The organism is Vibrio pomeroyi, assembly GCF_024347595.1.
GTDB classification, from domain to species: Bacteria; Pseudomonadota; Gammaproteobacteria; order Enterobacterales; family Vibrionaceae; genus Vibrio; species Vibrio pomeroyi.
In genome coordinates, this window is sequence record NZ_AP025506.1 from 1,274,596 (window position 1) to 1,287,515 (window position 12,920).

At 44.8% G+C, this 12,920-nt stretch carries 15 protein-coding genes; 7 read left to right on the forward strand and 8 right to left on the reverse strand.

What is annotated here, in order from left to right:
• Positions 1-130: 130 nt before the first annotated feature.
• The 3 genes from OCV12_RS05710 to OCV12_RS05720 all read left to right on the forward strand — a co-directional run bounded on the left by OCV12_RS05710 (position 131) and on the right by OCV12_RS05720 (position 3,573).
• A complete protein-coding gene (locus tag OCV12_RS05710; protein WP_261885574.1) occupies positions 131-1,747 on the forward strand; it encodes a methyl-accepting chemotaxis protein in 1,617 nt (538 codons plus the stop codon).
• A gap of 165 nt (positions 1,748-1,912) precedes the next feature.
• Positions 1,913-2,611 (forward strand): TIGR01621 family pseudouridine synthase, encoded by a 699-nt coding sequence (locus tag OCV12_RS05715; protein WP_261885575.1) that lies wholly within the window; start codon positions 1,913-1,915, stop codon positions 2,609-2,611.
• Positions 2,612-2,619: 8 nt separating this feature from the next.
• A complete protein-coding gene (locus OCV12_RS05720; RefSeq protein ID WP_261885576.1) occupies positions 2,620-3,573 on the forward strand; it encodes a class I SAM-dependent methyltransferase in 954 nt (317 codons plus the stop codon).
• A 78-nt stretch (positions 3,574-3,651) separates the two neighbouring features.
• Here OCV12_RS05720 and OCV12_RS05725 read toward each other — a convergent pair whose 3' ends face one another.
• From OCV12_RS05725 to OCV12_RS05745, 5 genes are all read right to left on the reverse strand, one after another.
• Positions 3,652-4,272, reverse strand: coding sequence for a CDP-alcohol phosphatidyltransferase family protein (locus tag OCV12_RS05725; RefSeq protein WP_017630062.1), 621 nt, complete (start codon positions 4,270-4,272; stop codon positions 3,652-3,654).
• The gene (locus tag OCV12_RS05730) at positions 4,262-4,912 is read right to left on the reverse strand and encodes an ATP-binding cassette domain-containing protein (protein WP_161748774.1); all 651 of its coding nucleotides are present in this window, start codon (positions 4,910-4,912) and stop codon (positions 4,262-4,264) included. Before OCV12_RS05730 ends, OCV12_RS05725 begins: the two co-directional genes overlap by 11 nt.
• Positions 4,878-6,578: an ABC transporter permease gene (locus OCV12_RS05735; protein WP_261885577.1), complete on the reverse strand. Its 1,701-nt coding sequence runs from the start codon at positions 6,576-6,578 to the stop codon at positions 4,878-4,880. Before OCV12_RS05735 ends, OCV12_RS05730 begins: the two co-directional genes overlap by 35 nt.
• Positions 6,579-6,583: 5 nt before the next feature.
• Positions 6,584-7,750, reverse strand: a complete 1,167-nt coding sequence (locus OCV12_RS05740) for an ABC transporter substrate-binding protein (RefSeq protein ID WP_261885578.1) — start codon at positions 7,748-7,750, stop codon at positions 6,584-6,586.
• Between the two features lie 357 nt (positions 7,751-8,107).
• On the reverse strand, positions 8,108-8,554 hold the full coding sequence (locus OCV12_RS05745) for an META domain-containing protein (RefSeq protein WP_017630066.1): 447 nt from the start codon (positions 8,552-8,554) through the stop codon (positions 8,108-8,110).
• 191 nt (positions 8,555-8,745) lie between these two features.
• Here OCV12_RS05745 and OCV12_RS05750 point away from each other — a divergent pair, with 191 nt between their 5' ends.
• Both OCV12_RS05750 and OCV12_RS05755 read left to right on the forward strand, forming a co-directional pair.
• Positions 8,746-9,006, forward strand: a complete 261-nt coding sequence (locus OCV12_RS05750) for a DUF1289 domain-containing protein (protein WP_261885579.1) — start codon at positions 8,746-8,748, stop codon at positions 9,004-9,006.
• A gap of 109 nt (positions 9,007-9,115) precedes the next feature.
• Positions 9,116-9,283, forward strand: coding sequence for a hypothetical protein (locus tag OCV12_RS05755; protein ID WP_017630068.1), 168 nt, complete (start codon positions 9,116-9,118; stop codon positions 9,281-9,283).
• A 41-nt stretch (positions 9,284-9,324) separates the two neighbouring features.
• Here OCV12_RS05755 and OCV12_RS05760 read toward each other — a convergent pair whose 3' ends face one another.
• From OCV12_RS05760 to OCV12_RS05770, 3 genes are all read right to left on the reverse strand, one after another.
• Positions 9,325-9,627, reverse strand: coding sequence for a thiamine-binding protein (locus OCV12_RS05760; RefSeq protein WP_161679187.1), 303 nt, complete (start codon positions 9,625-9,627; stop codon positions 9,325-9,327).
• 128 nt (positions 9,628-9,755) lie between these two features.
• Positions 9,756-9,977 carry a hypothetical protein gene (locus OCV12_RS05765; protein WP_048658349.1) on the reverse strand — a complete coding sequence of 74 codons (222 nt, stop codon included), beginning with the start codon at positions 9,975-9,977 and terminating at the stop codon, positions 9,756-9,758.
• Positions 9,978-10,229: 252 nt separating this feature from the next.
• Positions 10,230-11,468: a DEAD/DEAH box helicase gene (locus OCV12_RS05770; RefSeq protein ID WP_261885580.1), complete on the reverse strand. Its 1,239-nt coding sequence runs from the start codon at positions 11,466-11,468 to the stop codon at positions 10,230-10,232.
• Positions 11,469-11,679: 211 nt separating this feature from the next.
• Between OCV12_RS05770 and OCV12_RS05775 the strand changes: the two genes are divergently transcribed.
• Together OCV12_RS05775 and OCV12_RS05780 are read left to right on the forward strand one after the other, a co-directional pair.
• On the forward strand, positions 11,680-12,306 hold the full coding sequence (locus OCV12_RS05775; protein ID WP_017630072.1) for a LysE family translocator: 627 nt from the start codon (positions 11,680-11,682) through the stop codon (positions 12,304-12,306).
• A 249-nt stretch (positions 12,307-12,555) separates the two neighbouring features.
• On the forward strand, positions 12,556-12,912 hold the full coding sequence (locus OCV12_RS05780; protein WP_017630073.1) for a hypothetical protein: 357 nt from the start codon (positions 12,556-12,558) through the stop codon (positions 12,910-12,912).
• The last annotated feature ends 8 nt before the right edge of the window (positions 12,913-12,920 follow it).

Consider the following 12,920-nt stretch of genomic DNA (forward strand, 5'->3'; position numbering starts at 1 on the left):
TTTTTTGCTTTAAATACTTAATTATTATCGAAAAATAAAAACCTTACATTCACTAAAGTTATCCGTCTGATAGCCGATATATTTATTGGTTAGGGCTGCTTAGTCCGTATTTTAATTAGGTAGGTGTTGTGTGAAATTGTCAGTGAGAAAGAAACTGTATGCCGGTTTTGGGTCTATATTGGCGGTGCTTGTCACGTTAGTCGGTATTGTATGGATAGAAGTTATTGGGGCTCACAAGAGCGCTGATGAAATCAGAATGGACGATGTACCGGGTACCGTTACCTACCTTGTTCTGATCGATGAGGCTGGGGACGTTTACCGAGATGCACTAGGTGCGATCATTCAGGTCGATAATGCGCTTAATGATTATCGCTCGAATAAGAACGAATTTGCTCAAGCCATCGCGCAAGCAAAGCGTTTAGAAAGCAGAGGCTCTGAAGATCATCGCCGTATTGAGCGAATTGAAGATCTCATGGGACGTTTCACTCAAGAGTTTGAAGCGACACTTGTACCTAAGATCAATGATGAATCTGAGCTACTAGCCAACATTCAACAGCTACGTTCTCTGTACGAGAGCAACTTGATCCCAATTGAAAACTTGCTTGATCAAGCGTCAGCAAGTGAGCGTGTAGATACAGAGCAATCATTGCTTACGCTAACCGATACGTTTACTACCATAGAGCGCACCATCATGGTGTTGTCTGCGATTGCGATCGTATTTGGTTGTGTAATTGCATATGTGTTGTCTAGCTCGATCACCAACCGTTTGACTCGTGTTGAACAAGTAGCACGACGTGTAGCAAATGGTGACCTAACGGCTGGTGACATTATTGATGATTCTGGCGATGAACTGGCTGAACTGGCTAAGTCGATTAACCAGATGCAGAAATCATTGGTCGACCTACTGGGTTCTATCTCTTCTGTGACTCACCAAGTTCAATCTGTGACTGGCGAGCTATCGTCAATCAGCCAAGACATCGTGACGGGTGCGTCAGCTCAAGCTGACAAAGCAAACCTGATAGCAACGGCTGCAGAAGAGCTAAGCTTGACCATTTCTGAAGTGGCTCAACAAGGTACTTCGACTTATGAAGAAGCGCGCCGCTCTGAAACTTCGGCAGAAGATGGCCGTAACGTGATTGTTGAGATGGTAGCGAGTATTCAACAAGTGTCGACTCAAATGAGCGATATGTCGTTGCAAATGAATACTCTGGGTTCTCACGGTGAGCAGATTGGTAGCGTTATCAAGGTAATCGAAGACATTGCTGAGCAAACTAACCTACTAGCTCTTAATGCTGCAATTGAAGCGGCTCGTGCGGGGGAGTTCGGACGCGGTTTTGCTGTGGTTGCTGATGAAGTACGCGCGTTAGCGGAGAGAACGACCAAAGCGACGCAAGAAGTGTCTGGCATCATTCAATCTATTCAGTCAGGTACTCAAGAGGCGGTGACTTACACCCAAGATAACTGCCGTTTGGTGGAGATTGGTGTCGAGCAAAGCTCAGGTGCTGTTTCGGCGCTAGAAGCGATTGTAAGCGGTGCGGGTAATGTACAAAGTATGGTTAACTCTATCGCGACTGCGGCAGAAGAACAGACTGCAGTGACTAAAGAGATTGCCGCAGATATTACGGCGATCAGTGATATCTCTGAGCAGTCTTTGCAACTGGCGACACGCAGTTCTGAAAACACTTCAGGTTTGAATGCTAAGGTTGCTGAGCTAGAAGCTCTGGTTGGTAAGTTCAAGCTTGCTTAGTGCTTAGTCCGTATTCAATCGGAACTAAAAGCCGATTATCGAAAGCGGACAAGTAAAGAGAAGCCCAATGATTCAATGTTAATTGAGTTAGTTGGGCTTTTTCGTAGCTGGAATCTGGGTTCAGACACGGTATACTCCACGTTCTACAATGGAGCTAGCCTTTACATGTTCGATATTCTTCTGAACCACTCTGATTTTTTACTTATCAATAAGCACCCCGGTGTCAGCGTCCACAAAGACGATGGCGATACCATGTTGCTTCAAGAAGTGGCTAAGGCAATCAATGAGCCTAAGCTGTATCTCGTTCATCGCCTTGATAAAATGACCTCAGGCATTCTGCTGCTAGCAAAGAACTCTTCAGCGGCGAGTGAGCTTTCACAGCTTTTCGCAAAGCGTGAGGTGGAGAAGTACTACCTTGCGATTGGCTCTAAGAAGCCGAAGAAAAAGCAGGGTTTGATTTCTGGAGATATGGAGCGTTCACGACGCTCTAGCTGGAAGCTACTGACTAGTAAAGAAAACCCAGCGATTACCCAATTTTTATCAGCAACGGCTGAACCCGGTGAGCGCCTACTGTTATGTAAACCCTATACGGGGCGAACTCACCAGATCCGTGTCGCGATGAAGTCGATCGGTTCCGCTATTGTTGGTGACCCTATTTACAATCCATCGAGTGAGGCAGACAGAGGTTATCTGCATGCCTTCGTGATTCGATTTACCTATCAATCACAAGCCTACGAATATGTCTGCGACCCAAGGAGCTTAGACTCTTTAGGAGAGAAGTGGCATCAAGAAACCGTCTCTAACGGTTTGGACAGTTGGCTTGAACCTTGGTCATTAACTTGGCCAAAGCTAAACACTAAGTGAGTGAAATAATGGAAGCATCAGCTTTACCTCTGTTTTTTAGTCATATTGAACAGCAACTTAATGAAGTACCAAATGAACTGCGCCGTATCTTTCACGGTCGTGGTAAGTTTTGGCCAGGTCTAGAGCAACTGACATGTGACTGGGTTGATGGGCAGCTACTGGTTAACGTATTCAAAGAAGTAGACGATGAGTTCTTGTCATCTCTTAAAGCTGGATTGGTTGACTTGACCAATAAAGACATCTGGCAAGCAAAGCAGGGCACAAGTATTGTTCTGCAACACCGTTATGCCGATGGTGCGCCTTCAGAAGTGCTGTGGGGCGAGCTAAACGACTCTCCAGTCGTGGTTGAGCACGGTCTTAAATATCAGCTCGACATTGGCCGTAATCAAAACTTCGGTTTGTTCCTAGACATGCGTAATGGTCGTCAGTGGGTACAAGATAATGCCAAGGGTAAGAATGTTCTTAACTTGTTCGCATACACATGTGGCTTCTCTGTCGCAGCTATCGCTGGTGGCGCTCGTCAGTGCATGAACGTGGATATGTCGCGTGGCTCGCTAAACAAAGGCCGCGATAATCACCGTTTGAATGACCACGACATGCGCTCGGTTAACTTCCTTGGTTACGATATTTTTAAGTCGTGGGGCAAAATCAAGAAAGGTGGCCCTTACGAGTTAGTTATTATCGATCCGCCTTCGTTCCAAAAAGGCAGTTTCGCACTAACTAAAGACTACAAAAAGATCTTACGTCGATTACCTGAGCTTCTAACAGAAGGTGGTGAAGTGATCGCGTGTGTTAACTCACCAGCGGTTTCTCCTAATTTCCTTATCGAAACGATGGCAGAAGAAGCGCCAAACGTTGAGTTTATTGAACGCCTAGATAACCCGCCTGAGTTTGTCGATGTCGATCTTGATTCAAGCTTGAAGGTGCTGAGGTTTAAAATTATTGCTTCTGCTGACGCTTAATTGTTTTTAGACATCAGTTAGAAAAAACGCCGCTCATATTGAGCGGCGTTTTTGTGTCTTGTTTTTGTCGTTAGATTGCTAACTCTCTTGCTGAGTCTTGAGGGTCTGGAACCCGAAATAAATTCGCATAAACGTAGTCAGCCAACATGCCGCACCAAAGGTGTAAGCAATAACTGCAAAGTGTTGTGGCCAAATACAAAAAGCAATGAAACAGGCGATGGTCTCTGTGCCCTCAGTTAACCCAGACATGTAGTAGAGCGACTTATGTTTATAGACTGGGTTCTCGATTCCTCGTTTGCCTGCCATCACCGCAAACGCTAAAAAGCTGCTGCCTGTGCCGATAAAAGAGAAGATCAAAAATGCACCCGCAATAGCGTTATGTTCAGGGTTCGCAATCACGAAGCCAAAAGGAATTAACGAATAGAAAAGGAAATCCAGGCTGATATCGAGGAAGCCGCCCGCATCGCTAATGCCTTGGATTCGAGCCAAAGCGCCATCAAGCCCATCGCAAACTCTGTTGAATACAATGAAGCCTAACGCCCACTCATATTGTTGAAATGCTAACGCAGGAAACGCTAAACAGCCGACTAAAAATCCGAACAGGGTGGTTTGGTTCGCTGTGATACCGATTTGATTCAATACTTTAGCTGATTGGTTTAACGGCCACTTTATGACTTTGATAGAGTACTTATCCAGCATGATGACTTCTCCATGGCCAAGAGAGTACTTGCGCTCCTTGAGGCACATCTGCTTCGTCGTGCGTTACCATCAGCGTAGGGATGTTGGCTTTTGTCAGCTGCTCAAACACCCAGTCGCGAAACTGTGCTCTGAGCTCTTGGTCTAACTTACTGAATGGTTCATCGAGTAAAGCCAGTTTAGGCTTCGCTAACAACATGCGAGTTAAGCTTATTCTCGCACGTTGGCCGCCTGAGATTTGATCGGGGAAGGACTCAGCTAAATGAGTTAATTCAATATCCTTTAACGCCGCCATTGCTTGTTGCTGGCGAGCTGAGCCTTTAACAGAGTTAGGTAATGAGAATGCCAAGTTTTCCCACACTTTTAGATGAGGGAACAGCAAGTCATCTTGAAACAGAATACCGACTTCACGTTGGTGTGATGGAAGCTCATCGAGCTGAATATCGTTCAAAACCACGCTGCCAGAATAGGAAAATTCTTCATTTAGGTGCCCCGCAACGGCATCCAACAAAGTCGATTTTCCGCAGCCGCTCGGCCCCATCAAAGCCAATACTTGGCCAGATTCTAATGTTACGTTTAGCGCTGAAAACAGCGATTCACCATCGTTCTTATGGATGGCGAGGTCGTTGAGGTACAGACTCATTACTTAGGAAACCCTTAAAAGTAAGACGGCGATATCTGACTTGAAGTCGGCTGACTAATATCGCTAAAGAGAAAAAGAATAGAGGCAATAAGGCCTGCCAAATGGCGTAAATAGCGGTTACTCTGCGGTCGAAACCACTCGTTAGCGCAACAGCTTCTGTGGTGATTGTGCTAATGCGACCCGCGCCAAGCATTAATGTTGGTAAGTATTGAGCCAAACTTACACTGATCCCAACCGCCCAAGCGAAGGCAATGGCAGGCAACAAGATAGGCAGCTTGATGGAGTACCAACTTTGAGATGGCGACTTGCCCAAGCTGAGTGACGCTTTTATCAGGCCATCATTGAAGCTTTTCCAAGGCCCGTCTAAAGACAAGTACACAAATGGAAAGGCGAAGAATACGTGTGCCCAAATCACCCAGAATTCATAAGCGCTGCTGCCGATATAAAGCGTGGTGACTTGCATACCGAACAACACAGAGAGCTGAGGGATCAACATTGGGATCGCGATAATAAAGCCCGGAACTTGCCACTTGTATTTGATTCGATATTCGTGAGCAACCAGCGCAAGTATCAAAGCCACCGAAGCGGCAATAAGACCAATCCATAAGCTTTGTCCGATGGTACTCATGATGCCATCCCACTCAAACTCCCAGAAACGCATGCTATAGCGGCTAGGGAGAAAGTCAGGGAAACGCCAACGTTGGGCAACACTCCAAATCACCATCAATGGAATGATAAGTAGTGACAACGCAGCAAGCACAGTAAAGACGGTTTTCCCCGGAAGGTTCACGCCTGTTCTGCCTGAATATTGCCAAGTTCGAAAGTATTTCAGAATTGCCCATTCAACCAAACGTGCTAAGGCGATGATCAACGACGCTAAGCCAAATAGAACAATGGCTCCGGCTGCTGCTCGTGGTAATAGATTAAGGTCTGGGTCGTTAAACCATTGCCATACTAGTACTGCAAAGGTCGGCGGGTTAGTCGGGCCAATGATCAAAGCAATATCGACAACCGATACGCTGTAAGCGAGTACCGCAAGCATTGGGAAACGAAGCTTGGTAAACCATTGTGGGAAAATACATTTCCACCAAATCTGAGATCGACTGTAGCCTAGTGAAGCACTCACCTTAGTGATACGTTCGACATCGATTTGTTGAAGTATCGATATGCTCATCAGCAACAAGAAAGGGACTTCTTTGAGTGCCAGCATAGTGATGAGGCCGAAAGCGTATGGGTCTTTGACCAACAAAGCCAATTCAGAGCTCGTCGCCGATTCACCGAGTAGGTGATGTACTGCTCTCGCCCCAAGGCCTGTTGGGCTAAATAAAAAAGCAAAGCCAATGGCGAAAGCCACATGTGGAATAGCCAGCATTGGCGATAACGTTAGCTCAATCTTTCTCCAAAACTTGTTTCCCCAAGAGGCTTGAAGAATACAAAAGGTAAGGAAGCAGGCGATGTAGCTGCTCGCGATTGCAGAGCTTAGGCTCAAACCGATGGAGTGCCAAGCACCTTCCCATTGGAAGACTTGGCTAAAACCGTTGAGAGAGGGCTCCTCTAAACCTAGGGGCGGGATAAAACTCAGTGACGAGGCCACCACTCCCGCTACCCCAGGAATCGTAGGGATAATGCACACAGCTATAACAACAAAATATAGAGCGCGTAGCATCAAGCTTAGTTACCGTATCGCTTAAGCCACTCTTTCTCGAGCGCGTTTTGCCAGCTTGGGTGTGGTTCATCAACCGATTTAAATTGCTGAGTGTTTTTAGCACTTCCGGTCAGGTACTTGCTGCTTAACACCGAAGGGTCGCCCCAAACATTAAGGTCACCCTTGCGAGATTGCGCTTCTGGGCTCAATAGGAAGTTGATGGTCACTTGAGCGCCTGCCGTTGCATTGGCATTCCAAGGAATCGCAAGGAAGTGAATGTTAGATAAAGCGCCGCTTTCTAACGCATAAGCCTTGGTAGTTTCCGCTAAACGGCCACTTGCTTGTGCTGAATACACAGAGTTTGGATTGAATGTTATCGCGAGGTCGAGTTGTCCATCATCCAGAAGTTGGATGCTTTCAGATGTACCTGCAGGGAATTGTTTGCCACCGCGCCAAGCCACTTTATGGAATTTGTCTAGGTAAGCCCAAAGTGGTGCTGTTACCGCTTGGAAGTTGTCTTCCGAAACAGGTTGAGCCAGCGCTGGGTTGTTATTTGTTAGCTCAATCAATAGAGACTTGATAAAGCTAGTGCCATGAAATTCAGGTGGGCGAGGGTAGCTCAAACGGTTTGGGAACGCTTGAGCGTAGCTCAACATCTCTGAAAATGATTGTGGCGGGTTGTGTAGTGTCTCTTGGTCGTGAATGAACACAAGTTGTCCAACGCCCCAAGGTGCCTCAAGGCCTTCTGTTGGTTCAGAGAAGTCGACATCAATCGGTAAAGACTTATCGACGTACTGCCAGTTTGGAAGCGACTCTGTGAACGGGCCAAACAACAAAGCGTTGTCTTTCATCGAACGGAAGTTTTCGCCATTGATCCAAACGATATCAACACTGCCTTCGCTGTTCTTGCCTGCTGCTTTTTCTGCAAGTAAGCGAGTCGTGGTTTCTGCAATATCGGTTACTTTTACATGCTTTAAGGTAACACCGTAGTCACTCTGTAACTTCTTGCCTGCCCATTGTAGGTAACGATTGATCTCTTGGCTTCCGCCCCAAGCGTGAAAGTAGACAGTTTCTCCCTCTGCCTGCTGTTCAATTTGGTTCCAGTTGTCGGTTGATGTTGCTTCATCAGCATAAATGGTTGCGCTGTATGCAACGGTTGCCATGATTCCTAACGTACTTACTATCTTGTTCATAAACTTTTCCATTTGGTAGTGAACGGGCAAGAGCATTGTATTTTCGAACTCCCTTGGGTGTGTTGGCCTTTCGTGGTTAACGAAAGATCAACACTGCATAACAGTTATTCTATCTGTTTCTGAAATAATTTCTAATTCAATAGTAAATTCAATCAATTACTAGGGGCCTCTGCCATCCTACCAACAGACCGTTAAAGCGGTGAATTAATTGCACCTAAATGAGGTTTTTTTGATATTTATTGGAGGTTGGTACGAAAAGAAGGCGAGAAGTAGCGTTTTTAATGATTAGGTTTTGAGCAGGCAATAAAAAAGGAGCCGTGAAGGCTCCTTAAATCAATATCTGATGTCGATGACGGATTAGTTTACCCAGTCACGAATCGTGTACGTTAGCGTGTGTACATCGTTTTTCAGTACTAGCGTATCGTTAGTTAGCGTTACGTCGCTCCACTCGCTTAGAGTAGCTGAAACCGATTGTTCGATTTCCATCGCTGAGCCCTGACACATTTTCATTGTCATGCCCATTTGTTTGATACGGAATTGACCGTCTTTTAGTTCGCCCTGACCAAAGAAGTTGTTACAACCAGCCATGCCGTTTGCAGTCATCTTTTCGCCGATCTCTAGACGAGGTGTTGCTTGATGTTCGCTTTTCTCAATGTCCTTGCCATCAATTTGCGCAAGTTCCCAATTATGGTGCTGTAGATCGGTTGGTGTTACTTGCATAGCGTTATCACCTGTTGTTGTGCATGCTGCTAGCATCATAGGTAAAGCGGCTACTGCTAGTAATTTTTTTGAACTAAACTTCATATTATAAGGCTCCAAAGGAAAGAACGAAGTTACCGAATAAGTGTAACTTGATGGGTTCAAAGTATAGTTTACAAAACACTATATGTGTCAGTATAAGGTCATAGTTTAGTATGGATTTCATGAGCTAGGCGACAAATTAATCGCTTATTTTTGAATTAGTAAGCTTGATTTTGGATGTGTAAGGAGACGTAGTGGAGCAGTTAGAGTTTTTCCAAGTTCCAAGCCCTTGCGTTGGGGTTTGCTCAAGCGATGAAAAAGGCTATTGCAATGGCTGTATGCGCAAAAGAGAAGAGCGTTTTAATTGGATGTCGATGACACCCGCTGAACAATTGCACGTGATAAAACTGTGTCGTCAGCGCTATAGAAGAAAAATAATGAAGAAAAACAACTTGGTTGGTCAGCCGGTAGACGAAGAGGGAAGTACAAGTCCCCAGAGAGATCTTTTCGGCTAAAGAGGAAGTATTAAGATTTTATTTAACTCCGAAGTAACTATTACTTTACATAATGGTTGGGGTGTAATACTAAGATAGGTACCTTTGTACCAGAAGGAGTGGTGTCGGTATGAATAAAAAGGACGTAAGAATCAAAAAAAAACCAGTCAAAGCACTGGATAGGAAACCGATTGGGGCGAAAGATGACCCTGAAGAGAGCGCGCGTGATTGGCATTCGATGTCAGAAGAAGAACGAATGGAAATCCTTTCTCACCTATCAGACATGCCTTTTCAATAACATCACTGGTTCATCAGAGTCTTTTCAACAGCAGCACTTTCTTAAACAAACATATGATTCGCTTTCGTTACACCTCGATGGTACGTACAAAATGTATCATCGGCTTCGGTGGTCTTACTATGAATCTTAATGTTTGTGATGACTTCAACAGCCCCTGCGTCGTAACAAGCTTGTTCGGCCTTTTTGATGATATCGAGTAATTGGTTGAGTTCACCCTTCATCGTGGTTTCCATTGCGCCGACTTGGAATGGAACATCGGCCGCTTTTACCACTTCAATAGCTTTATCAACGACTTCGAAATTGTTGCCTTCTTTAACGCGAGGGATCACTTGGAAGGCAACCATCACTTCTTTTTCTCTTTTTAACTCAGACACTTTCTGCTTACTCAATGAAAGGAAATTGTTGCAGATGATAGGTTAATGCGGAGATAAATTCTACAGCGGTTAAGCTGACGGCTTATTAGCGTACTTGACTACTTGCTACCCCAGTGGTCGCTAACCCAACCACCTATGTGCTCATCAAAATGGCTGCCACTGAATCTCTGGTTACGTTCAACCGAAGTATCGCAGTCATCTTTGTTATCTATTAGGGTTTGTATGTAGTTTGCCATCGGGTCATTGCAACGTTGACGATCTCGGCGGGTTGCCACTTCCTTAATCAGTTGTAATCGATATGTAGAGCTAGCACGTTTCATTTCAATGACCTCCTGTATTAGACACTAATAGAAAAATCTAGTTGCCAGATATAGGGGCGTCAACGTGATTTAAGAGTATTTTTTTTGGGCAACCAAGAATCAATACGTTGGCATCATAATTCACAAAAGTGTCATTTAAGTTGGCGTCTTTAGAGCAGTTTTTGCGTGTGAATTTATGTTTGATTGCATATAAAAAGCCCAGTGAAAACTGAGCTAATTATTCTATTTCTGGTTGCTTAGAGCTATTTCTGGTTACTTTGAGCTGTTTGGCTTGCTCTCAAATTGTTTGATGCTCTTCTTCTTTGCTGTTCGTCGGTTGGCCATTTTGTCTTTTGGCGGACGCTTACGAGCCGTTGATTCTGATGCTGGTTTATCGGTCACAGGGAAACCTTCCAACGATTGCAACGGCAGTGGCTTATTGGTCATAGTTCGAATCGCATTGAGGTGTTCGTTTTCACTGTGGCTAACTAGCGAGATAGCACAGCCTGCGCTTCCTGCTCTCGCTGTTCTTCCTACGCGATGCACATAAGTTGCTGAGTGAGAAGGCAATTCAAAGTTGATCACAACAGGTAGCTGATCAATATGGATGCCACGAGCCATCACATCGGTTGCGATAAGCACGCGAGTTTCGCCATTTTTGAAACTCTCTAATGCCTGCGCGCGCTCTTCTTGGCTCTTGTTGCCATGTAACGCACTCACGCTGATCTTAGCTTTGTTCAATCGCTTGGTTAATGCGTCTGCATTGTCTTTGGCGCCAATAAAAACCAGCACCTGTGGCCATTGGTTTTGATTAAGTAGAGCAATCAGTGCTTGAGCCTTGCTGCCTTTGTTCACGAGATACAGTGTTTCTTCAATCGTTTCGACAACGCTGTTTTCTTGATGCGTTGTGATCTTCTCTGGATTTGATAAAAGCGTTTCAGCCTGGTTGACTAACTCAGGTGGAAGCGTTGCAGAGAATAGCAATGACTGGCGCTTCGCTGGCAGAGCTGCGGTGATCGCTTGAATATCTAGCCAAAAGCCCATGTCGATCAATCGGTCGGCTTCATCAAGAACCAATGACACACATTGAGTTAACTCCAATTCACCACTCTTGATGACAGCCAGCAAGCGGCCCGGTGTTGCGATAGCAATCTGTGGTTTGGTTAATAATTGCTGCTGTTGGTCATCCGTGTTCACACCGCCCGTCAACGTAATCGTACTGATATTAAGAGCCGTTGCGATCGGTTCTAAAGACTCAGCGACTTGAGACGCAAGTTCACGTGTTGGAACGATAACCAGTGCTTGCAGTTCATTTACATCATGGTTGATGTTGTTCAGCAAAGGTAAGCCAAACGCCAATGTTTTCCCGCTACCCGTTTGAGCCAACGCCAGCACGTCTTTCCCGGCAATAATCGTAGGAATTACCGCTTGTTGTATCTCTGTTGGTTTATCGAATTGAGATGGTATCGCCGCGACGGTTTTTGCGTTAAGGGTTAGGTTATCAAATGACATAAATGAACCAAGTATCAAAAGGGAGGTGGAGTCTAACAGGGCTGCAAATGTTAGAGAATCAGTTTTGTAACGTTAGACCATAAACGCTCTTATTATATTCGCTAATTTCGTTTGTTAGCCATACGAGTTAATTAAACGTTGAGCATATTGTAATGGCATTGAATGGACTTACAATGTGCGCCTCAAAAATGATACGTAAAAAGAGATAGAAATGAGTTGGGATAGTATCTGGCTGTTCATTGTCATCGTGTTTTTTATTGCCATTATTCCTGGCCCTAACGCATTGTTAGTATTAAGCACAGCGTTGACTCAAAGGAAGCTGTTCGCGTTTGTTAATGTGTTAGGCGTGTCTTGTGGTTTCTTTTTTCACGCTTTTATCTCAGCTAATGGCATAAGCCTGTTGTTGTCAAAAACACCAATGGCGTTTGAAGGGCTGAAGTGGGCTGGGGTTTTGTATCTCATCTGGCTTGGTTACAACCATTTTCGGGCGGCATTGCGTGCGCAAGAGGGTGTGCTTTCTGTGGTGAGTGCATCTGGGAGTAAGCTTTATCATCAGTTCTTAAAGGGGCTATTGACCAATCTACTTAACCCTAAAATTGTGCTGTTTTATCTCTCGATATTCCCTCAGTTCGTTACCACAGATGCGATTGTATCAGACAGCCTAATGCTTGGTGGGATTCAAGCGATAGTGGTGTCGACGTGGTTCTTGGTCGTTATCTTAATGGCGGATACGTTTAAGCGCTTGTTGGTTCAAAAGCGTACCTCGCAAATGATGAACATGGTTTGTGGTGTGCTATTTGTGGGTTTCAGTATTCAGTTAGCCTTATTTCAGCTCTAGGTTTAAAGCTTGATAGAAGCGTTAACAGATACGACTCATATCTCACTTTTCACTGAATCTTAGGGAATCCTTGTCTCTCTGCATAAATGCCTAAAGCATTAGGTTATAAAGTCGATATAATAATCAGATATTAATTTGGTGAATGTATTAATTTGAAGCCAAATTGAAGATTAAGAATGGCCTTTGCTGATGATAACTGAAGCAAACGGTCAGCTCGCTTTAAAGAATAACAGAGACAGGGAGTCACTAATGCGTGAAGAGTCATTCACCCAGAAACGCAAATATTACCGCTTAAAGTACCCTCAAAAGGCACGCCCGGTGATGCGAATTAAGGATGAGCTTTTTCATGTGAGTGAAGTGTCTGAAAAGGGCGTCCGCCTGATGATGCGTAATATCATTCCTGTTTATCGCGGTTTTTCAATGGCAGGCACCCTAAGGTTGCATGACAACAACAGTATTGATATTAGCGGTGCCGTATTGCGACAAGAAGGTGACGAAGTGATCGTTCAGTTATCACAAGGTCCAAGCTTTAAAGATATGGTGTCAGAACAACGCCACATAAGACAGCGATACCCAGTATTTTTTGCAAGCCTCAGAGTGGCATAGAAAGCTTT